The sequence below is a fragment of the Vibrio sp. MA40-2 genome (assembly GCF_047302445.1).
Taxonomy (GTDB): Bacteria; Pseudomonadota; Gammaproteobacteria; order Enterobacterales; family Vibrionaceae; genus Vibrio.
Map to the genome: position 1 here is coordinate 1,053,547 of NZ_CP178628.1, position 21,208 is coordinate 1,074,754.

The 21,208-nt window shown below is 38.0% G+C and carries 19 protein-coding genes and 1 riboswitch; of the genes, 14 read left to right on the forward strand and 5 right to left on the reverse strand.

Annotated elements, in window-relative coordinates; all coding sequences use genetic code 11:
* Positions 1 to 3 precede the first annotated feature (3 nt).
* Positions 4 to 840 (forward strand): rhomboid family intramembrane serine protease GlpG, encoded by an 837-nt coding sequence (gene glpG, locus ACLKML_RS12505; protein ID WP_413285587.1) that lies wholly within the window; start codon positions 4 to 6, stop codon positions 838 to 840.
* A gap of 61 nt (positions 841 to 901) precedes the next feature.
* Here glpG and ACLKML_RS12510 read toward each other — a convergent pair whose 3' ends face one another.
* On the reverse strand, positions 902 to 1,318 hold the full coding sequence (locus tag ACLKML_RS12510) for a flagellar basal body-associated protein FliL (RefSeq protein WP_413285588.1): 417 nt from the start codon (positions 1,316 to 1,318) through the stop codon (positions 902 to 904).
* Positions 1,319 to 1,431: 113 nt separating this feature from the next.
* Here ACLKML_RS12510 and ACLKML_RS12515 point away from each other — a divergent pair, with 113 nt between their 5' ends.
* Positions 1,432 to 1,977 carry a chorismate lyase gene (locus ACLKML_RS12515; protein WP_413285589.1) on the forward strand — a complete coding sequence of 182 codons (546 nt, stop codon included), beginning with the start codon at positions 1,432 to 1,434 and terminating at the stop codon, positions 1,975 to 1,977.
* Positions 1,974 to 2,825 carry a 4-hydroxybenzoate octaprenyltransferase gene (gene ubiA, locus ACLKML_RS12520; RefSeq protein ID WP_413285590.1) on the forward strand — a complete coding sequence of 284 codons (852 nt, stop codon included), beginning with the start codon at positions 1,974 to 1,976 and terminating at the stop codon, positions 2,823 to 2,825. Before ACLKML_RS12515 ends, ubiA begins: the two co-directional genes overlap by 4 nt.
* Positions 2,826 to 2,961: 136 nt before the next feature.
* Here the strand turns inward: ubiA and plsB are convergent, their stop codons facing one another.
* Positions 2,962 to 5,385: a glycerol-3-phosphate 1-O-acyltransferase PlsB gene (gene plsB / locus ACLKML_RS12525; protein WP_413285591.1), complete on the reverse strand. Its 2,424-nt coding sequence runs from the start codon at positions 5,383 to 5,385 to the stop codon at positions 2,962 to 2,964.
* Between the two features lie 317 nt (positions 5,386 to 5,702).
* Here plsB and lexA point away from each other — a divergent pair, with 317 nt between their 5' ends.
* From lexA to ACLKML_RS12540, 3 genes are read left to right on the forward strand one after another with little or no spacing between them, the layout of a single operon-like run.
* Positions 5,703 to 6,326 carry a transcriptional repressor LexA gene (gene lexA / locus ACLKML_RS12530; protein WP_413285592.1) on the forward strand — a complete coding sequence of 208 codons (624 nt, stop codon included), beginning with the start codon at positions 5,703 to 5,705 and terminating at the stop codon, positions 6,324 to 6,326.
* 58 nt (positions 6,327 to 6,384) lie between these two features.
* Positions 6,385 to 7,227: a class I SAM-dependent methyltransferase gene (locus ACLKML_RS12535; RefSeq protein ID WP_413285593.1), complete on the forward strand. Its 843-nt coding sequence runs from the start codon at positions 6,385 to 6,387 to the stop codon at positions 7,225 to 7,227.
* A gap of 42 nt (positions 7,228 to 7,269) precedes the next feature.
* Positions 7,270 to 8,643 (forward strand): MATE family efflux transporter, encoded by a 1,374-nt coding sequence (locus tag ACLKML_RS12540; protein ID WP_413285594.1) that lies wholly within the window; start codon positions 7,270 to 7,272, stop codon positions 8,641 to 8,643.
* A gap of 199 nt (positions 8,644 to 8,842) precedes the next feature.
* On the opposite strand, the gene sthA is transcribed toward ACLKML_RS12540, so the two are convergent.
* Positions 8,843 to 10,243, reverse strand: coding sequence for a Si-specific NAD(P)(+) transhydrogenase (sthA, locus tag ACLKML_RS12545; protein ID WP_413285595.1), 1,401 nt, complete (start codon positions 10,241 to 10,243; stop codon positions 8,843 to 8,845).
* Between the two features lie 267 nt (positions 10,244 to 10,510).
* Between sthA and fabR the strand changes: the two genes are divergently transcribed.
* The 6 genes from fabR to ACLKML_RS12575 all read left to right on the forward strand — a co-directional run bounded on the left by fabR (position 10,511) and on the right by ACLKML_RS12575 (position 15,761).
* Positions 10,511 to 11,134 (forward strand): HTH-type transcriptional repressor FabR, encoded by a 624-nt coding sequence (gene fabR / locus ACLKML_RS12550; RefSeq protein ID WP_413285596.1) that lies wholly within the window; start codon positions 10,511 to 10,513, stop codon positions 11,132 to 11,134.
* A gap of 2 nt (positions 11,135 to 11,136) precedes the next feature.
* Entirely contained in the window at positions 11,137 to 11,508 is a 372-nt protein-coding gene (locus ACLKML_RS12555) for a YijD family membrane protein (RefSeq protein ID WP_413285597.1), read from the forward strand.
* Between the two features lie 381 nt (positions 11,509 to 11,889).
* Entirely contained in the window at positions 11,890 to 12,453 is a 564-nt protein-coding gene (gene ectA / locus ACLKML_RS12560) for a diaminobutyrate acetyltransferase (protein WP_413285878.1), read from the forward strand.
* Positions 12,454 to 12,466: 13 nt separating this feature from the next.
* The gene (gene ectB / locus ACLKML_RS12565; protein ID WP_413285598.1) at positions 12,467 to 13,732 is read left to right on the forward strand and encodes a diaminobutyrate--2-oxoglutarate transaminase; all 1,266 of its coding nucleotides are present in this window, start codon (positions 12,467 to 12,469) and stop codon (positions 13,730 to 13,732) included.
* 13 nt (positions 13,733 to 13,745) lie between these two features.
* On the forward strand, positions 13,746 to 14,132 hold the full coding sequence (locus tag ACLKML_RS12570; RefSeq protein WP_317718799.1) for an ectoine synthase: 387 nt from the start codon (positions 13,746 to 13,748) through the stop codon (positions 14,130 to 14,132).
* A gap of 195 nt (positions 14,133 to 14,327) precedes the next feature.
* Positions 14,328 to 15,761 (forward strand): aspartate kinase, encoded by a 1,434-nt coding sequence (locus ACLKML_RS12575; RefSeq protein WP_413285599.1) that lies wholly within the window; start codon positions 14,328 to 14,330, stop codon positions 15,759 to 15,761.
* Positions 15,762 to 15,893: 132 nt separating this feature from the next.
* Here the strand turns inward: ACLKML_RS12575 and trmA are convergent, their stop codons facing one another.
* Complete coding sequence (trmA, locus tag ACLKML_RS12580; protein ID WP_413285600.1) at positions 15,894 to 17,009, reverse strand: tRNA (uridine(54)-C5)-methyltransferase TrmA; 1,116 nt, start codon at positions 17,007 to 17,009, stop codon at positions 15,894 to 15,896.
* Positions 17,010 to 17,139: 130 nt separating this feature from the next.
* Positions 17,140 to 17,369, forward strand: a riboswitch (cobalamin riboswitch).
* A gap of 33 nt (positions 17,370 to 17,402) precedes the next feature.
* Here trmA and ACLKML_RS12585 point away from each other — a divergent pair.
* Positions 17,403 to 19,226, forward strand: a complete 1,824-nt coding sequence (locus ACLKML_RS12585) for a TonB-dependent receptor domain-containing protein (protein WP_413285601.1) — start codon at positions 17,403 to 17,405, stop codon at positions 19,224 to 19,226.
* Positions 19,227 to 19,353: 127 nt separating this feature from the next.
* Entirely contained in the window at positions 19,354 to 20,157 is an 804-nt protein-coding gene (gene murI / locus ACLKML_RS12590) for a glutamate racemase (RefSeq protein ID WP_413285602.1), read from the forward strand.
* Here the strand turns inward: murI and ACLKML_RS12595 are convergent.
* Entirely contained in the window at positions 20,129 to 20,578 is a 450-nt protein-coding gene (locus ACLKML_RS12595) for an RNA recognition motif domain-containing protein (protein WP_413285603.1), read from the reverse strand. The two genes, murI and ACLKML_RS12595, sit on opposite strands and share 29 nt — an antisense overlap.
* Positions 20,579 to 21,208: the final 630 nt, after the last annotated feature.

Below are 21,208 nucleotides of genomic sequence, written 5' to 3' on the forward strand. Positions count from 1 at the left end.
AAAATGGTCAAGCTAATTGTTATTGATAACCCTAGGCTTGCTCAAGCCTTCATTGATTACATGGCCTCTCGACATATCGAAGTGAATTTGATGCCAGAGGGTGATGGCCAATTTGCGCTTTGGTTAAAAAATGAAGCAGATAAAGTAGAAGCGGAATCTGAGTTAAAGCAATTTTTAGCGAATCCTCAAGATAAAAAATATCAGGCGGCATCATGGGAACTAGCCGATAGCAGAACGCAAAAATTTAGCTACCATACACCAAGTATACTAGCGATGATAAAAGCCAAAGCCGGTCCGCTGACGCTGGTTATTATGTCTCTTGCAATCATTCTGTTCGTTTTTCTGCAACTAGGATTTAGACAAGAAGTTTTTTCAGTAATGAAATTCCCGTCTACTCAACATCAACAATGGCAATTATGGCGTTGGGTGTCTCATGCTTTACTTCATTTCTCAGTGGCTCATATTGCTTTTAATTTATTGTGGTGGTGGCAATTAGGCGGAGATATTGAAAAACGACTTGGTACGATTAAACTTCTGCAAATTTTTATTTTTTCAGCCGCGCTTTCTGGTGTCGCTCAATATTGGGTCGAAGATTCTAATTTTGGGGGGTTATCCGGGGTGGTTTATGCTCTGATGGGTTATTTGTGGCTGCTTGGTGTATTAGCTCCAGAAAAAGGTTTGAGTTTACCAAAACCTATTGTTGTCTTTATGCTCGTTTGGTTGGTGTTAGGTTTTATTCAACCTTACATGGCGATTGCCAACACCGCACATTTAGTCGGATTGTTGTCTGGTGTCGCATTAGCTTTTTTAGATGGCTATATGCAAAAAAACACCAACTAACGATATTTTGTTTTAAAGTGTGCTTGTGCAAAGAAGGGAGCGGTAAAGTTGTAGTCAGCGTCTATTGATAAAGATACTTAGTAAATAATAAATCAGCAATGAGTGTTTTCCCGGTTTCTGTCACCAATAGATTATTGAGGCTGTCTTTTAGTTGCTTTCTTAACGCTTCTCTTCCGGCAAGAGTTTTGGCTTGCTCTTGGGTTAACTGGCCTATTTGCTCAACGATAGCATCTCTAATTAGAGGAGCATGTTGTTCTAACTCGGCAACATAATCACTATCAGCGACCATTAAATCGATTCTAACTTGTAGATAAGCTAATCGTTGACCTTCGGCATACACATTGGTGGTTAAGTCTGGTGACAAAGTATAATAAGCGAATTCGGGTCCACTCTGTTGCTGCTCTTCATCGGCAATAGCAAGAATAGAAAAAGTACTTGTTAGGATAAAAAGCAGTAGAGTAACGTATTGTTTAAGCATAATTGTGCAATCTTTATTTTGATTCGGATTATAGGTGTGTTTTAGTCTGTTACAATATAGCATCTAATATTCAAGTATAAATTGCTTCTTTTATCAATACTAAATAAAAATATATGACAGAGCTAATTTCCACCTACATTACCGCTTTAAAACAAATAGATTGGCAAGATATCAATTTATTTAAAGATTCTTCTGATATTTCTCTGAATTGGTTATTGGAAAAGGGATCATTATCGCGCCGTTTAGAAAAACAATGTCAAAACTTGACAGTTAACGTTTGTTTCAATGAAATTATTTCTTCCTCTCACATGACGTCTGAAGAAACAAGTTTATTAGATAATACATCGTGTTTATTACGTGAAGTGGTTTTGAGCGGTGATGACCAAAAATGGTTAGTGGGTAGGACGTTAATTCCTGAAGGTTCACTTGACCAGCAACCATGTGATTTGCAAAAGCAAGGTAATACTCCTCTTGGGTTAACCGTTTTTAGTGTGGAGAGTGTTCGTCGAGATGCGTTACAATTTGGTTGGATCACGGTAGCCAATCAACGATTGGTTGCTAGACGTTCAAGGTTATGGATGAATAATAAACCGATGTTAGTCGCCGAGCTTTTTCTTCCTGGCTCACCGGTCTATCTTAAGGAAGAGGAGGTAAAATGAGTTTTACAAAAGCACGATCTTATTGGCAACTGATGCGAATGGATAAGCCTATTGGTTCGTTACTGCTATTATGGCCAACGTTATGGTCTTTACTGCTGGCTGCTGAAGGAAGACCTAAACTGGATGTGCTGATTGTTTTCGTATTAGGTGTATTGTTAATGAGGTCGGCGGGTTGTGTTATTAACGATTTTGCCGATAGAAAAATTGATGGTCACGTTAAACGCACACAACAGAGACCTTTGCCATCAGGTATGGTGAAACCAATAGAAGCGATCATACTATTTATTGTATTGGCTTTATCGTCGTTTCTTCTTGTTCTTACAATGAATGAATTAACGATTAAGTTGTCATTTATAGGGATAATTCTCGCGTTTATCTACCCATTTATGAAACGATTTACCCATTTACCGCAATTATTTTTGGGTTTAGCTTTTAGTTGGGCTATTCCGATGGCGTGGGCAGCACAAGCGAATGAATTAGTAACCCCAGTTTGGTTGTTGTTCGTAATAAATGCTATATGGACAATAGCTTATGACACGCAATATGCGATGGTGGATCGAGAGGATGATTTGAAAATAGGCGTTAAATCAACCGCTATTCTGTTTGGTCAACGTGATAAAACCATTATTGGTTGCCTACAACTTATGACGTTAGGGTTATTTATTGTCCTCGGTAATTGGTTACATTTAGGGTCTACGTTTTATTGGGGACTTCTAGTTTCAGCAGGGTTATTTGTTTACCAGCAAAACCTGATTAAGAAAAGAGAAAGAGATAATTGCTTTAAGGCATTTTTAAATAACAATAATATTGGTTTTGTTATCGCAGTGGCTATATTTTTTAGTTATTGATAATAAAACATTAAAAGCGAGTACCATTATAGATAAAATGATACTCGCTATTTCCTTCTAAATGCTTATACGATCAGCTATTAATATTATTTTTATTGAATAACACACTCCAGCCGTCTTATTTAGGATATCGGCCTCATATTTCACTGTATAAACTTTCTTGAATCGTTAATTTTACTTCTGTAGGCAATAATGCTGATAGCACATCCGCAAGGCGCTGGGTATTTTCAGTATTGCAGCGACCATCCGAATCGACATATTTTTGTTCTTTTAAGGTACTAAAGAGTGAAGTAAAGACGCCTTTATCAAAAAATTCTGGTGCATTGATACCATGTAATCGCCCAAGTCTTTGTGCTACTTCTTGGCATTTTTTCTCCAGTTGAGATTTTTCTAGTTCAGGATTGGCCCCGAGTAAATTGACCGAAATAGCATAACGTTGAAGAGTTTCGGCAATCGTACGAGCAAGTAGCATGAGTGATTGAATTCTTTGTTGATCAATGCAAATAGTCTCTTCAGTACGACACACCAGTTTTTGCCTTAGCAATTCGATTAGAAGGTTGTCTACAGTTTGATCTAATTCTGATTGGTCATAGTTTAAAAATAATTCCTTTTTAAGGAAAGGATAGAGCTGGTGAACAACCGATTTTATATAGTCGATAGATAAACTTTCATGACGAACGACCAGATGAGCAATCAGAGACGGCAAAGCAAATAAATGGATAATATTATTACGATAATAGGTCATTAAAATTGACTGATTACGATCAAGTGAAATCATATCGCCTATTGTGTCGGTTTCGGTCACAAACTTATCGAGTGATAATGCATGCGTAACCAGTTCTTCTGCCGGTTCACTTGGCATAGTAAAGGTATCGGAATACGGTACATTTTTTAGCAACGATAAATAAGAATCGATTTGTGTTATCAAGGTTTCTTTCGCTAGAGCGCGTTGACGAGAAGCGAGCAGGGCGGTAGCACATAGTGTTAATGCATTAGCTGCAGCCGCATCGTTTATGTTAGTCATCATTTTAACCGCAAGCTTATTTACCGTTGGTGTTAGCCATTGAGGCCTTGGTGGATCAAGTGGGTTAATATCTTGTTTCCATGCTGGTACTTGTTCATTGAGAAACTGATTTAATGGGATAGGTTGGCCAAAATTCACATATCCTTGCCCAAAATTGCGCAGTTTTCTAATCGTTTTGATAACTTGCCCTGCATTTTCCTTTTCTTTGCGCTTACCGCGTAACTCTTTGGCATAAGTTGATACTTCCATCACATGTTCGTAGCCAATATAAATGGGGACTAATGTTACTGGTCTAGTTTGCTCACGTAACATGGCTTGAATAGTCATTGCTAGCATGCCGGTTTTTGCTGGAAGCAATCGACCTGTACGAGAACGACCGCCTTCACTGAAATATTCAACTGAATAACCTTTGGTGAACAATTCTGATAAATATTCACGAAAAATAGTGGAATAGAGTTTGTTGCCTTTAAAACTACGGCGAATGAAAAATGCGCCACCGCGACGAAAAATAAGCCCAGCAGGGAAGAAATTTAGGTTGATACCGGCAGCAATATGAGGAGGAACCATACCTTCATGGTATAAAACGTAAGAGAGTAATAAATAATCCATGTGGCTACGATGGCAAGGAACATAAACAATTTCATGGCCATCTTGAGCCAAGCGACGAACCGTCGACGCATTATTTATAGTAAGCCCTTGATAGAGCTTATTCCAAAACCAGCCAAGAATTCGTTCACCATTTTTCACTAATGAATAAGAAAAATTAGCCGCTATCTCGTCTAATATTGAATGTGCTTCTTTGCGTGCTTTTTCAATACTGATGTTTTTGCTTTTAGACTCATCTTCTATGGCTTTTTTAATGACTTCAGAATCTAATAAGCGAGTGAATAGTTGTTCTCTATTTGGAAGCTTTGGCCCTGTAGCGGCGAGCTTTTGACGAGAAAAATGGGTACGCGCCACTCTTGCCAGTTTATGGGCAATTGACTTATCGGTACCATGTACGTCAGCCATATAACGAAGCGAAACCACTGGACTAAACCTGACCATACAATCTCGGCCCGAAAGAATAACTGCTGCGGCTTTTTGCGGGCCATTCATGGCTCGGAGATAAGGTCTTAAATCGGCTTCTTTACCTGGCTTTCTTCCCCATAGTACAGACGATGGGATGACCTGAATATCAAGCCCTGGATCTTCATCATGCAATTTCAATAAGTCGCGAAAGAGTGCAACTGATTCACTAGGAATATGTTTGTCATTCCTTAAAATCGTTGGTCGAGAACTAATAAATACATATCGGCCAAGCACTTTACCGTTTACTTCAAGTGGAGAGAGTGGATCAGGCAAACCGATCTCTAATGCTTTCTTTCTTAACGTTAGGAGATCAATATTTGAACGAAACGGCAGCGCATAGATGATAGGTTTATTAATATCAATCTGTAAGTCTGCAATGGGCTTAGTTGGGATCGCGGTACTTTTTACTAAAAAAGACAGTGGCAGTTTTAAAAGTGAGCGTGAAATTATTCGTCCAGATGACATTAGATGTATCGCCTCAAAAGTGATCAAAAATGCAGTGCATTTCCGTTGTACTAATGATGAAACTGCATCGTATTAATGGATGACAAAGTTTCGCTAAAAGTAATTTGTGCGCAAGAATACCAGAAACTGGATAAAGCTTTTATGTCTAAATCAAAATGTTTTATGATTTTTATACCTCAGAAAGTGTTTTTCGCATTAGAAAAAAGCTCATACTAAAGGATAGCGATACTTAGTGGTTAAAAAATAACACCTTTTGATTGCAAACTACAAAATACTGGATATACTCACAGTTAACTGTATAAAAAGACAGGTGAATTATGAAGCCGTTAACCCCACGCCAGCAACAAGTCTTCGATTTGATCAAAGATAAAATTGATGTCTATGGTATGCCTCCAACAAGAGCGGAAATCGCTAGAGAGTTGGGATTTCGATCAGCCAATGCTGCCGAAGAGCATTTAAAAGCATTAGCAAAAAAACAAGCGATCGAGATCATTCCCGGCGCATCAAGAGGTATCCGTATTTTGCTGCAAGAAAATGGTGCAAATGACGAGCTCGGTTTACCCTTAATTGGTCAAGTAGCAGCGGGAGAGCCAATTCTCGCTCAGGAGCATGTAGAAGCGAACTACAAAGTTGATCCTTCTATGTTTCGTCCTCAAGCTGACTTTTTGCTACGAGTTCAAGGCGAGAGTATGAAGGATATTGGTATTATGGACGGGGATCTATTAGCTGTTCATAAAACTCAAGATGTGAGAGATGGGCAGGTAGTGGTAGCTCGTGTTGATGATGATGTCACGGTTAAGCGATTAGAAAGAAAGGGCGCTACCGTTTTATTACATGCAGAAAATGAAGAATTTTCGCCAATTCAAGTTGATTTAACATCGCAGCATCTTGCTATTGAAGGGGTGGCAGTAGGGATTATTCGTAATACTGACTGGATGTAATATAGCTTGCATATATAAATGATAATCATTATCATTGTCTTCTTGGGGAGAAATGATAATGAACAAACAAACGTTTAAACCATTAACTAAAAGTTCTAATGAGGCGCAGCAGCGTCTCAATTATGCTGTCCCTGCCCACTTGTTACAGCCTATGTGGTTACGAGGACAAGAAAGTTTGGTTGATGATGGGTTAATTTATGATCCCATTGCTGCTAATGCTTGTCGAAACTGTATCCTGTCTGATGAATGCCTCGCCGGTGATATTAATCAAAAACAATTATTGCACGCCACTATTACAAAAATTTGTGATGAAAGAGTGCAAATGTTTTTAGAAAAAAATCCTAATGCTTGGGTGTTAAATATTGGCGCAGGGCTTGATACTCGTTTTTATCGGTTAGATAACGGAATTTGTCATTGGATAGAAATTGATGTATCTGAAAACCTTCTATGGCGAGAAAAACTATTTCACTCTAGTGGGCGATATAAGTTAATTTGTGGCTCGGTTGATGACGTTGATTGGATCGATTCCTTGTCTATCCCGTCTAATGTGCCGGTGTTAATTGTCTGTGAACATGCCTTGCTTCCATCTCCTGAGCGTAAAGTTCGCCAATTTATTCAATCTGTTAGTCTTCGCTTTAATTCTTGTCATGCCTGCCTTGTTGTTGCTGGTGACAAGTCGTCGTCAACATTAGGTTTGCGACTTGGTAGCCAACATTATTTACATGGCCTTGCTAAACCAGCGGAAACACTTCGCCAATGGCTTCCATGGTGTAAGTACATTAAATTATTTTCACCTCTGGATGACAATTGTGGCCGGTGGAAGTTGTGGCAACGAGCACTAGCAGTTTTTCCTTCTATTCGAAATCGGTTAACGCCTGTTTTAATTGAATTGTCTTGGTAAAATAATAAGGGACAATCATTAATTCGCTACGGTACACTCTCTATGAAACTTAGCGAGGTGATTGTGGCCAACTCTTTTTTATCTATATTGCGAAAAACAACTGTTCATAAGCAGGTTTTACTGCTCGCGATCCCAATGGTTTTATCTAATATTACTGTGCCGCTGCTAGGCCTGGTTGATGCGGCGGTTATTGGGCATTTATCTCATTCTTGGTTTTTAGGTGGCGTTGCGCTTGGTGGGACAATAATCAGTGTTTCATTCTGGCTGTTTGGTTTTTTACGAATGTCGACCACTGGTTTAAGTGCACAAGCATTTGGCGGAGAAAGAAAAGAGCAACAAGGGATTATTTTAGTGCAAGGATTAGCAATGGCATTATTATTTGCTTTTGGTTTCCTGTTGCTACATACCGTGATTGGCGAATTTATTTTTAATTCGAGCAACGCAAGTGATGAAGTAAAACACTACGGTGAAATTTATTTTTTTATTCGCGCATGGAGTGCTCCTGCCACTTTGGCTAATTATGTTCTTCTAGGCTGGTTATTAGGCACGCAAAATGCCAAGGCGCCCATGTGGATAGTTATCATTGCTAATTTAACTAATATTGCTTTAGATGTTGTCTTTGTTGTTTGGTTAGATTGGAAAGTGGCTGGTGCGGCGTATGCTTCAGTTATCGCTGAATATATTAGTTTATTGGTTGGGTTTTCTTTTGTTGTGCAAGCTTGGCGACAAAATTTACTGCCGAATTTATTTATTTTTATTCAAAATCGATTATCGACAATGACGGTAGGTTTATCCCGATTTATAAAACTAAATCGGGATATTTTTCTTCGTTCTCTTTGTTTGCAGGCTGCATTTAGCTTCATGACTTTTCAAGGCGCGAGTTATGGTGATGACATCGTTGCCGCTAATGCTGTGTTGATGAGCCTACTAATGGTTATTTCTTATGGAATGGATGGATTTGCTTATGCAATTGAAGCGATGGTTGGTAAGGCTGTAGGGGCGAGGAATCGTTCCGATCTAAAACAATCTATCGTGGTCACCTTTTTCTGGGGGGTGGTTATTTGTTCGAGTCTTACACTGTTATTTTTTATTTTTGGAAATCAGTTAATCGCTACTATTACCGATATTGACAGAGTAAGAGATATTGCGGCAGTTTTTCTCCCCTGGTTGGTTGCTATGCCGTTATGTTCTATGTGGTGTTTTATTTTGGACGGTATATTTATTGGTGCCACGAAAGGCAGAGAAATGCGCAATAGTATGTTTGTTGCTGCTTGCAGTTTTTTCTCGTTATTTTATTTGTTAAGTGAACAAGGTAATCACGCATTATGGGCAGCAATGCTTGGCTTTATGTTGATGAGAGGAGCTAGTTTAGCAGTGGTCTTTATTATGCAATGGCGCAAAAAACAGTTTATTTAGAGCGATTAAGTGCTCCCGATGATTGTTATTTAGCGTTAGTTTTTGTTCAATGCATTCGTTCACTCGATTCGTGAAACCCAACCGTATAATAAATTTATACGATGGAGTTTCACTGGCTTAATATGACATCAATTATGTTGGTTATATAAATAAAATTAGCTACATACCGAACCAACAGAAGTCCGAATAGTTCGCCTGTTTAAAATAAGCGATTAAGGCCGTTTAGTGCAGCCACGCGGTAGGCTTCTGCCATTGTCGGGTAGTTAAACGTGGTATTTACAAAGTACTCGATATTATTTGCGGATCCTTTTTGTTCCATAATTGCTTGCCCGATATGGATAATTTCTGCAGCTCGTTCACCAAAGCAATGAATACCTAGAATTTCTTTTGTTTCTCTATGGAAAAGAATTTTTAAACTACCAATATCTTTTCCAGCAATTTGAGCACGAGCTAAATGTTTAAATGAAGAACGTCCTACTTCATAAGGTACTTTTGCTGCAGTGAGCTCTTGCTCGGTTTTCCCTACCGAACTAATTTCAGGAATGGTGTAAATTCCGGTTGGAATATCTTCAATCAAATGCATGTCAGCATTGCCTTTAGCGATGCTCTGCGCCACAAAGCGTCCTTGATCATAAGCAGCACTCGCTAAACTTGGATAACCTATAACATCACCTACAGCATAAACATGCTCAACATCTGTTTGGTATTTATCATTAATAGCCAGTGTTCCCCTTGAGTCAGGAGATAAGCCGATTGCTTCAAGGTTCAATTTGTCTGTATTACCAGTTCGACCGTTTGCATACAATAAGCAATCGGCGCGCATTTTTTTGCCTGATTGTAAGTGAATAATGACACCATCATCATTGGCTTCTATTTTGTCGTAGGTTTCATCATTTCTTATGACGACACCACTATTCCAAAAATGGTAAGAAAGAGCATCGGATGTTTCATTGTCTAGAAACGAAAGTAGGCGATCACGAGTATTTATCAAGTCTGTCTTTACGTCTAAACCGCGGAAAATAGAAGCGTATTCACAACCAATAACGCCTGCGCCATAGATAATAATATTACGAGGAGTATGTTGCAGTGAAAGGATAGAGTCGCTGTCATAAATTCGATTATGAGTAAAATCAACGTCAGCAGGTTGATATGGTCTTGAACCTGTCGCAATAACAAATTTATCGGCACTATAATATTCAAAGCTGCCATCAGATTGCTTTACCGCGACTTTATTCGATTCTACAAAATGTGCTTCACCAAAAATAAGATCGCATTGGTTACGATCATAAAAACCTTGGCGCAGACGAGTTTGTTTATCTATAACGGTTGTTGCATGGTCAAGAATATCGGAAAAAGAGGCGTGTACACTGTTGGCATTACGACAAAAAATGGGGTTGTTGTTGAATTCAATAATACGACTAACGGCGTGTCTGAGCGCTTTAGAAGGAATCGTTCCCCAATGCGTACATCCTCCGCCTACACTTGGCTCTTTTTCAATAATGGCGACATTCAACCCTGCTTTGGTTAATCCCATTGCCGCCCCTTCGCCACCTGGGCCACTACCAATTACGATTACGTCAAAGTGCGTATGTTGTGTCATGTTGAATTGCCTTCCCTGATTTTTGTTTAACATCGTTTCATTTAACATTGTGATAGCGAAATTATAACTTATTGTAACGTTTTATAATCATTGTAACTTTTTATAACTATAGGTAAATCTTGATCACACTATAGAGTGGTAATGATCACGGACTTATGTAAATCTAATGGTTATAAGTTGCGCTTTGATAATGTGTATTTCTCACATATACAAATTCGAGTTATAGTAACCTATAGTCATTAGGTCAATAGGTAAAGATAACCCCCTATGGGAATTCGTGCACTACAAAAAGAAAAAACACGCCGTTCATTAATTGATGCAGCATTTACTCAATTAAGTGCTGAACGCAGTTTCTCTAATTTGAGTTTAAGAGAAGTTGCTAGAGAAGCTGGCATCGCTCCAACCTCTTTTTATCGTCATTTCAAAGATATGGATGAGTTAGGGTTAACATTGGTTGATGAAGGCGGGTTATTACTAAGACAACTAATGAGGCAAGCAAGGCAACGAATAGTAAAAGAAGGAAGCGTAATACGAACCTCGGTCGAAACATTTATGGAATTCATAGAAAGTAGCCCAAACGTATTTAGATTATTGTTACGTGAACGCTCTGGAACGTCTCCAGACTTTAGAGCCGCAGTAGCCAGAGAGATGCAACATTTTGTCGCAGAAATGACAGAATATTTAATAAGTACAGGAATGAAGAGAGAAGAGGCTTCCATTCAAGCAGAAGCGTCAGTTATCTTAGTGTTTAGTTCTGGCGCAGAAGCGTTAGATTTAAACAAACATGAGAGAGAAGAGTTAACTGAAAGACTTGTCATGCAATTACGAATGACAGCTAAAGGTGCTTATTGGTACAGAAAAGAACGTGAAAGACAAAACAATAGGATATAACTATGTCAAATGAATCAATCCCTGAAAAAAATGACTCCGCAAAAAAAACATTAATCCTAGCAGTTATTGCCGGTATGTGTGGTAACGCTTTATTGTCGCCGTTAACGGTTAATGAAATTTCTTTTTCTATATTTCCGTTAATCGCATTGGTTTTGGCAGTTCAGATGCTATATCAAGATTATCTGCGTCACCCAATTGCAGAAGACTTACCTTTGGTTGGTTTAGCATGCTTTTTTGTCGGTGCCTTTGGTCATTCTGCGTTTGTAAAAGCACAATATCCAGATGCTGGTTCTAACTTTTTTGCCATTATAGTGACATTATTACTCTTGCTTTGGGTAGGGAAAAAACTTGGGTTTGTCGCTAAACCTGCGTAAATAATAAAGCAGTATCGCGCTTTCCAGATAGAACCGATTACGTAAAATGAAAACGAGCTTATGCTCGTTTTTTCTTTCTCTGAGATAGCTTAAATCTGGATGTTTTTTTATTGTTTACTCACCCATGATTTTTGATCACTTCTTTACTTTTCATTCTACTACTCCTGACTGATTACATGACAATAATCGCTTAGTTTCGTTGTGTTTTTATGAGTTAACCATCTTGATAGTCTAAAATTACTTTGACGTGAAAGTAAACGTCAGTCTCCATTAATGTGATATGTGTCACATAATTGCCAGTGTTTATATCTTTGTTGGCGTCTTTCTGTAAATAATAAAAAGGAAATTAATTAGAGTTCAAACTAATATTTAGGAGAAATGATGTGCTCTCAAACAGCGAGAGAATCGTTTGGTAAGTCTGCAATAGAAGGATTAACCAACTCAATATCTTGGCAATTTAGTGTGCCTAGTATCAAAGATGGTTTGCAGGTGAATAGGCTGATTGCTGAGTCGCCGCCACTTGATACTAATTCGGCTTATTGTAATTTTCTACAAACCACACACTTTCAAGATACATCGATAGTGGCATATTTTCAGGGTGAGCTGGCCGGTTTCATTTCTGGTTATTTGAAGCCCAATGATTCAAAGACGTTGTTTATTTGGCAAGTTGCAGTTGCATCGAAATATCGAGGGCAAGGTTTGGCTAAAACCATGTTGAGTGAGTTACGTGCACGAAATTGTTTACGTGATATCACCGCCATCGAAACAACGATTACCAAAGACAATGACTCTTCATGGGCACTTTTTAAAACGTTGGAACAAGAAAGTGAGCAAGAAAGCTTAGTTAGTGTCTTCCTCGATAAAGAGCTCGACTTTAAGGGCCTCCACGATACTGAATACCTATATCGACTTCCTTTAACTCCACGCAACGAAACAAAAAACTAGAAATGGAATAATCATGGATATTTTTAAAAGAAAAGAATCAAATGTTCGCTCTTACTCAAACAGTTTTCCAGTTGTTTTTTCAAAAGCAAAAGGCTGTTGGCTAGAAACAGATGTTGGTGACCATTACCTCGATTTCTTAGCTGGAGCTGGTTCACTAAACTATGGTCATAATAATCCTATTTTTAAACTTGGGTTACTCGAGTATATCGAAAAAGATGGCATCACCCATGGACTCGATATGCACTCGGAAGCAAAAGCGGATTTTCTAGAGGCACTTGAACAACATATATTCAAACCTCGTAATCTTAATTACAAAGTTCAATTTACTGGGCCAACTGGAACCAATGCAGTGGAAGCTGCATTAAAACTTGCTCGGAATGTAACAGGCCGGAGTAATGTGGTGGCCTTTACCAATGGCTTCCATGGTTGTACTAGTGGTGCACTTGCTGCTACAGGTAATCAACATCATCGTCAAGGTGCTGGTACCACATTGAATGATGTAACTCGTCTTCCTTTTGATGGTTATGCAGATGTTGATGGACTCAAACTATTCAGTGCAATGTTAGAAGATAATTCATCAGGTATTGATAAGCCAGCCGCCGTACTACTAGAAACAGTACAAGGTGAAGGTGGACTAAACGTTGCCTCTGATGAGTGGCTTCAAGAGTTAAGCCGTATCTGTAAAAAAAATGATGTTCTACTTATTGTGGATGATATTCAAGCGGGATGTGGTCGAACTGGTACCTTTTTTAGTTTTGAATCTTCGGGCATTAAACCCGATATGGTAACACTATCAAAATCGGTTAGTGGTTATGGTTTACCAATGGCGATTGTACTGTTGAAACCGGAATTAGATGCTTGGAAACCAGGGGAACATAATGGGACTTTCCGTGGAAACAATCACGCTTTTATTACCGCAACTAAAGCCATTGAAACTTATTGGTTAGATGACAAATTTGAACAGCATATTAAGCAATGTGCCGAAACGGTTTCCGACAATATTAATACTATGTTGAATCGCTATCCTGACCTGTTTTCTCAGAAAAAAGGTAAAGGGATGATGCAGGGTATTGAATGTGAAAGTGGTGAGTTCTCTAGCCAAGTGACTAAAGCATGTTTTGACCGAGGGTTAGTTATAGAAACTGCTGGGCCGAACGGAGAAGTGATCAAGTTTTTCAGCCCATTGACGATTACTCAAGAAGAATTAGAGCAAGGAATGAGTATTTTTTCTGACGCAGTAGAGGCGGCCGTTGCCTCTCAATTTAAAAAAGCCTCGTAATGGAGAATGTAGAATGATTGTAAGAACATTAGAAGAATGCCTGAATAGCGAAAGAACGATTTCCACCGATACTTGGCAAAGTGTCCGAATGTTACTTAAAGATGACAATATGGGCTTTTCCTTTCACATTACAACAATTTATAAAGCGACTGAAACGCATATACATTATAAAAATCATTTAGAATCAGTATATTGTATGAGTGGTGAGGGCGAGATAGAGGTTATCGGTGGAGAGACCTATCCAATAAAACCTGGCACCTTGTATATCCTTGATAAACACGATGAGCACTATTTGAGAGCTTACGATCAAGAAGATATGGTGATGGCTTGTGTCTTTAACCCTCCAATCACTGGTCGTGAAACACACGATAAAAACGGCGTGTATCCGATAGTTGATTAAGCATGAATCAGAATAAAAGGAGGCGAATGTATTTTCTTCCTTCTTTTGTCTATAAGCGCTTTGCTCTGGAGCGGTTGTCTTTCATTGCAATACCGTTTTATTACTATTTTAGTTGAGTCACAAAGGCGCCTATAGACAAAAGCCTAAATAAACAGTTCGTGTAAATAAAAATAATTGTAAATAAAAAGGTTACTTATGAATTATACCGTAGAAAAAATCGGCGGTACTTCAATGTCAGCATTCGATACTGTGCTGGATAACATAATACTGCGCCCTTCATTGCGTGAGAACTTATACAATCGAGTGTTTGTTGTGTCTGCGTACGGTGGATTTACAGATGCATTGCTTGAATGTAAGCGTTCAGATAAACCGGGCGTATACCAATTAATCGTGCAAAATGAAGACGCTTGGATAGATGCGTTAGATGCCGTTGAACAAAGAATGTTATTAGTAAATGACAATATGTTTGCTGACCCAATGGATCGAATGCCAGTGGATGAATTTATTCAGTCTCGTGTGGCAGAAGCAAAGACATGTATTAGTAATATTCTTGAAGCTTGCCAATTTGGTCAATTTTCACTGTCAGACTATTTGCCGCAGATTAGAGAATCTCTTGCGTCTCTTGGTGAAGTACATAGCGCGTACAATACCTCGATAAAATTAAAGCGTTTAGGGGTTAATGCTAAATTTGTTGATTTGTCTGGGTGGAATAGTGCAAAACTGCCTGACACCATTGACGATACTATTCGTCAAGCTTTTGAATCAATAGATGTTAGTAGAGAATTACCTATTGTTACTGGCTATGCAGCTTCAAAAGAAGGGGTAATGTCTCAATTTGATCGTGGTTACAGTGAAATGACCTTTAGCCGTGTTGCATCGGTAACAAACGCTGATCTAGCCATCATACATAAAGAATATCACTTTAGTTCTGCCGACCCTCGACTTGTCGGTGCAGATAAAGTGCAACCTATCGGTAACACCAATTATGACGTTGCTGACCAACTTGCTAATTTGGGAATGGAGGCAATTCATCCCAACGCTGCTACAGGGTTGAGAGAAAGTGGTATCGAGTTACAAATAAAGAATACTTTTGAACCCGAACACGCAGGTACGCTTATCTCTGATAACTACCACCCTAAAGAAAAGTGTGTGGAAATCATCGCAGGCAAAGAAAAAGTTTTTGCGATACATCTATTCGACCAAGATATGGCATGCCAATTGGACAATGCAAGTTTAGAGTTTATACAGATCATTACTAACTCGGATGTTAACTTAATTAGTAAAGAGATGAATGCGAACTCAATGACTTATTATTTGACTGGTGACACGGAAAGTATTGATGGCGTACTTGATCGTGTACAACAACATTTTCCAACAGCAACGATTAAAGTTCAGGTTGTCTCAGTGATATCCGCTATTGGTTCACTTCTGGATACAAACCAAGCGTTAGCAAGAGGAACCAATGCATTAATAGAAGAAGGCATTGATCCTGTCGCTTTGCAGTCATCAATGCGTAATGTAAGCGTTCAATATGTGGTGGAAGAAGATAAATATAAGCAAGCCATTTGTATCCTTCATGACGCGCTATGCAATGATAATTCAACACATGTAATGCTTAATGTTGCTTAGTTGTTTTAACAGTATTCGAAAATAGATCCATTATTCTTGATAGACCTGATTATCAAAGGTCCACGTAAAGCCCTATCTGTTAATACTCGATAGGGCTTTATTTATCTGTGAGAAGAACGAACAGACATATTGTTATTTTGGTTGGATTTTTTCTAGTAGTACACCGGCTTCCATATGGTGGGTATAAGGAAATTGATCGAATAAAGCAAACCGTGTAATCGTATGAGTAGTAGATAGTATGGTTAAATTTTCTTTAAGTGTTTCAGGATTACAGGATATATACATGATACGTTCGTAACCTTGGACCATTTTACAGGTATCTATATCCATACCTGCTCGAGGAGGATCAACAAAAATGGTATTGCAGTTGTAATTTTGTAGATCGATATTTTCTTGTTTTAGGCGTCTAAATTCTCGCTTACCTTCCATTGCTTCAGTAAAGTCTTCTGCTGACATTCTTACAATTTGCACGTTTTCTATTTGATTTGCTGCAATATTATATTGTGCTGACACAACTGATGGTTTGGCTAATTCTGTTGCTAAAACACGCTCAAAATTTTGCGCTAGTGCCAGTGAAAAATTGCCGTTGCCGCAATACAATTCCAACAAATCACCTGAACTGTTTTTAGTGCAATCAACGGCCCATTCCAACATTTTTTGCGCGACGACGCCATTTGGTTGGGTAAAGCTATTTTCTACTTGTTGATAAATGTATGTCTGCCCGTGAACCTTTAGTTTTTCAATAACATAGTCTTTATCTAAAACGATTTTCATTTTGCGAGCACGACCAATGAGGTCAAGATTAAATCCTTTGTCGTTAAGTTGAGTTTTAAGGTTTTTGGCTTCAGTCGTCCACGAGTCATCAAGTTGACGGTGATAGAGCAACGAAATAAGAATTTCACCACTTAAAGTGGAAAGAAAATCCACTTGGAACAGCTTTTTGCGTAAAACATCATTAGTTTTAATTGATTCAAGTAGAACAGGCATAAGATCATTGATGATCTTGCTAGCTGTCGGAAAACTATCCACACGATATTTCTCACGTGTTTCTTGATCAAACATAATGTAATAAAGATCGTCACCTTCATGCCAAACTCGAAATTCAGCCCTCATACGATAGTATTTTTCTGGAGACTCAAATACTTCTAATTCTGGCACATCGTATTCGGCAAACATTTTTTTAAGGCATTCAGCTTTCTCATTTAACTGTTTGTGATAGTGATTAGGATTAACGTTAAGGCTTGCCATAGATATACCATTAGATAGAAACAAAGGAGCGCAGATTTTATTCAATCTAGAGTGCTTGTCCAGCATTCATATGAATAAGTTTCATGCCAACCTTAAAATAATAGCACTAGACAATTAATATAATGATAATTAGTATCATTGCGAAACTGGTGAGGGTGGCATTTAGCCACAGCCTTAATAGGGAATCTGGTGAGAATCCAGAACTGACGCGCAGCGGTAAAAAAGAACGAACATCTAAGGTGAAAACCACACACTACGATATTCAATAGATGGATACGTGGGAAGTGAGATGCTAGGAGACTGAGTTATTTTTGGTCGTGCTTTTAAGTCCGAATACCTGCCAGTAGGTAAGTGAATACACACTTACTCAGATTTACGCGAATAGGGTTTACTATGAACAAATCTATAATAGCGGCCACAGTGGCTTCGCTAGTCTCGGTTCCATCTTTATCTTTTGCACAATCTTCTTCTGATGTTGAAACCATGGTCGTTACTGCTAATCGGTTTGAGCAAGCTGAGTCCTCTGCGTTTGAGCCAATTTCGGTTGTCACTCGTGAAGATATAGAAGTGTCTCAAGCTAACTCATTGACTGATATTATTAAAAGGCTTCCAGGTGTAGAAGTCGCTCAAAATGGAGGCAGAGGTCACAATGCATCGGTTTATATTAGAGGTACTAACAGTGACCATGTCTTAATTCTGGTTGATGGTATTCGTATTGATAGTGCCGCAGGGGGCGTTGCTTTAAATAAATATCCAATAGGTTTAGTGGAGCGAGTCGAAGTTATTAGAGGTCCGGTCGCCGCTAAATATGGTTCTGATGCTATAGGTGGTGTTATCAATATCATTACTCGTTCGAATCGAGGAAATGAGAGGAAGCAAGTAACGGTTGGTATCGGTTCAAATTCCCAAAAGGAAAGTAATTTTTCTGTAAAAACAGATGTGAATGAAAATGGCCACCTGCAAATAGCCGCTGGCTATGAAGAAACTGATGGTTACAATATTAAAGATGATGATTCTAGTATTGATTATGGATTTGATTCAAAAAATGGAATGGTTGGATATGAACATATCTTTAATGACCATGTAACTTTTTATGGGTCGGCTACTTGGTTTGATAGTTTAGTTGAGTATGATTCTTATGGTTTAAACTATGGGTCCTCTGAGAATGAAAGTTTTACAGGACTAATAGAATATAAAAACGAACAACTTAACTCGAGAATAAGCTTGAATCATCAGTTGACAGAAAATGCCGATTATTCATTAGGGGAAACAAAAGATACCGCAAGTACCTTTGCTGAAATCACCATGACTCAGCTGCAATGGGCAAACCAATACCAGTATTCAGATCAAGTTACTATTTCCGGTGGTATAGAGGGAAGAAGAGAATCACTAGGAGATGATGCTATAAGTTATGGTTATGCACATAGTCTAGCAGGCGAAAGTAGAGATACAACAGGTATCTTTTTATCTAGTTCATTTATCGAAGGTGATTGGGGAATGGAAGCAAGCCTTCGTCATGATAAGCATGATGAATATGATTCATATACAACGTGGTCTTTAGCTGCAGGTTATCAAATAGATGATAACCATAGAATAAGAGCGAGCTATGGCACAGCATTTAAAGCACCAACATATACTGATTTAACGACAACTCCAGATTTGAAAGAAGAAACGTCCGATAATATAGAAATTGGAGTTTCTGGGGATTATTCGTTTTTCAATTGGAACTTGGCTGCTTATAAAAACGATGTGAAAAATTTGATTATTTGGTATCAATATCCGGAATATAATTGGTATTCTGATAATGTGGATGCAGAGATTAAAGGTGCCGAGTTAGATGTTAGTTTTGCAACTGGCCCTGTATATCATACTTTTGTGGCTGAATATAAAGATCATGAAGATGCCAATAATGTTCAGTTAGCACGTCGTGCAAAAGAAAACTTTAAATGGATTGGCTCTGTATCATTAGGAAAATTTGATATAGAAACAACCTATATCTACACTGGTAAGCGATTAAATTTACCAACACCACAACCTGACGCAGATGATTATATTGAACCATCTAACTTGTGGGACTTATCAGTTAGTTATTGGGTTAGTGATGATTTTGTTTTGAGAGGCAAAGTAAATAATGTCTTTAATGAACAATACGAAACTGCAATTGGTTATGCTGCTCCTGATAGAGAATATTATGTAAATGCTACCTATGAGTTTTAACTTATAAGAAACCGCCTTCGGGCGGTTTTTTTATTTGGGATAGGACAATGAAAAAATAAGTTGCTTATTTTGCGTATAGCCTGCATTAGCGTATGATTAGTCTGGTTATTCTAGTTAAGGATATTTCGTGTTTCAGCAACCTACGATCTTAATTTTTGATTCCGGTGTTGGTGGTTTATCGGTATATCAAGAAGTAAAAAAAAAATTACCTTATGCAAATTATATCTATGTGTTCGACAATCAGGGCTATCCTTATGGTGAACTTGCGCACGATGTACTTATTAGCCGAGTTACCTCTATTATTCGTTCTATTGTACAGAGGCACAAAGTCGATATTATTGTTATTGCTTGTAACACTGCAAGTACCATCGTTCTTCCTTCCTTACGTAAATTATTCCCTATACCTATAGTCGGTGTTGTTCCTGCTGTTAAACCTGCGTCAATGATCGCAATAAAAGCCATTGGTCTTATTGCAACGCCTGCAACTATCTCTAGAGAATATACTCACGAATTAATTGACAAGTTTTCTCCTAATACCAAAGTATTATTATTAGGAACGACAGAATTAGTCCATATAGCGGAGGCAAAATTACGTGGCGAATATATCTCTGCTGATCTAGTTGGACGTATATTAACGCCGTTAATCCACAAGATAGACGTTGCAGTATTAGGTTGTACACATTTTCCGCTATTAAAAGAAGAGATAAGGCAAGTATTTGGTGAAGATGTACAATTAGTTGATTCAGGAAAAGCAATAGCATCAAGAGTGAGTTGTTTATTAGAAGATAAAAATCCTAAAGCAGAGGCTGAGAGAGTAACCAACAACTTAGCTTATAGTAGTGCTACTCCGTCTAAAGAAGTAGCACTAAATAAAGCGTTTAAAGAGCGAGGCTTTAAAATTATTAAGACAATTCAGTTTCAGGATGTTTAGGGTCATTAGCAATACGTATTTTTAATGTACGTTGCATATAATCCTGATCGTTAAGTTTTGCAATGACATTGTCAACGTCATTACTCGCAATTACTACAAATCCAAAACCACGGCGTTTACCTGTGCGCTTGTCTTTCATTAAGCGAACAGCAAAAACTTCACCATGCTCAGAGAATAAATCACGAACATTAGCTTCATTTGCTTTATAAGGAAGGTTTCCAACATAAAGAGTTTTAGTTGACGGTTTGTCTTTTGGCGTTTTAGGAGAAGTTGTGCATGAAAGGTTAAGAATAAAAGCGGATGTAATAACACCTATTATAAAAGATATTGCTGGAGGAGTTGTCTCAGCGATCGTGTAAAAGATAATAGCACCGAGAATGATTAAAGCGATTGTTAAAAAAATAAATTTTTTAGAGTTCATATTTGAATACAACGTCTAGTTATAAAGAATTAAATGGAATGTGAAGCTAAATATAAAAATATATAGCTTTATGAATATTACGGGTAACGACTGATAATTTCCAACCTATTGATGTGACTCTGCTCAAATGTTTAAATTTTATCCAATAAATAACGATTTGAGTACTTTTTCAACATATAAAAAAATAATCGAAAAAAGATCTTGCTAGAAAATAAAACCTGCCTATAATGCGCCCTCACCAACACGGAGTATAGCAAATAACAACGTGCATTGGTTTTGAAAAAAGGTTTTAAAAAAACCTTGACTCATAAATTAGGAAGCGTATAGTACGCATCCCTAGCTGGTAAGCCTGAAAGGAGTTACTCAGTTAGAACGCTCTTTAACAATTTAAACCTATATCAATCTGTGTGGGCACTTGTTGATGATAATCGACACGATTATGTATCTTAGGATATACAATCACAACGGTATCAATGAATCAGTGACCTAATTTGATGACAGATACTTTAGCTTTTCAAGTTAACGTGTCTTAAGTATCAAGCACAGTTATTTATCTATCATTCTGTTGGAATGATAGGAACTTTAAATACCATTTACTGCTTGGTTACTACCAAGAAGTAAAGGCAATTT

Bases quoted from the DNA above. Each gene is read 5' to 3' on its own strand.
- glpG (WP_413285587.1), top strand. From the start codon at position 4: ATGGTCAAGCTAATTGTTATTGATAACCCTAGGCTTGCTCAAGCCTTC.
- ACLKML_RS12510 (WP_413285588.1), bottom strand. From the start codon at position 1,318: ATGCTTAAACAATACGTTACTCTACTGCTTTTTATCCTAACAAGTACT.
- ACLKML_RS12515 (WP_413285589.1), top strand. From the start codon at position 1,432: ATGACAGAGCTAATTTCCACCTACATTACCGCTTTAAAACAAATAGAT.
- ubiA (WP_413285590.1), top strand. From the start codon at position 1,974: ATGAGTTTTACAAAAGCACGATCTTATTGGCAACTGATGCGAATGGAT.
- plsB (WP_413285591.1), bottom strand. From the start codon at position 5,385: ATGTCATCTGGACGAATAATTTCACGCTCACTTTTAAAACTGCCACTG.
- lexA (WP_413285592.1), top strand. From the start codon at position 5,703: ATGAAGCCGTTAACCCCACGCCAGCAACAAGTCTTCGATTTGATCAAA.
- ACLKML_RS12535 (WP_413285593.1), top strand. From the start codon at position 6,385: ATGAACAAACAAACGTTTAAACCATTAACTAAAAGTTCTAATGAGGCG.
- ACLKML_RS12540 (WP_413285594.1), top strand. From the start codon at position 7,270: ATGAAACTTAGCGAGGTGATTGTGGCCAACTCTTTTTTATCTATATTG.
- sthA (WP_413285595.1), bottom strand. From the start codon at position 10,243: ATGACACAACATACGCACTTTGACGTAATCGTAATTGGTAGTGGCCCA.
- fabR (WP_413285596.1), top strand. From the start codon at position 10,511: ATGGGAATTCGTGCACTACAAAAAGAAAAAACACGCCGTTCATTAATT.
- ACLKML_RS12555 (WP_413285597.1), top strand. From the start codon at position 11,137: ATGTCAAATGAATCAATCCCTGAAAAAAATGACTCCGCAAAAAAAACA.
- ectA (WP_413285878.1), top strand. From the start codon at position 11,890: ATGTGCTCTCAAACAGCGAGAGAATCGTTTGGTAAGTCTGCAATAGAA.
- ectB (WP_413285598.1), top strand. From the start codon at position 12,467: ATGGATATTTTTAAAAGAAAAGAATCAAATGTTCGCTCTTACTCAAAC.
- ACLKML_RS12570 (WP_317718799.1), top strand. From the start codon at position 13,746: ATGATTGTAAGAACATTAGAAGAATGCCTGAATAGCGAAAGAACGATT.
- ACLKML_RS12575 (WP_413285599.1), top strand. From the start codon at position 14,328: ATGAATTATACCGTAGAAAAAATCGGCGGTACTTCAATGTCAGCATTC.
- trmA (WP_413285600.1), bottom strand. From the start codon at position 17,009: ATGGCAAGCCTTAACGTTAATCCTAATCACTATCACAAACAGTTAAAT.
- ACLKML_RS12585 (WP_413285601.1), top strand. From the start codon at position 17,403: ATGAACAAATCTATAATAGCGGCCACAGTGGCTTCGCTAGTCTCGGTT.
- ACLKML_RS12595 (WP_413285603.1), bottom strand. From the start codon at position 20,578: ATGAACTCTAAAAAATTTATTTTTTTAACAATCGCTTTAATCATTCTC.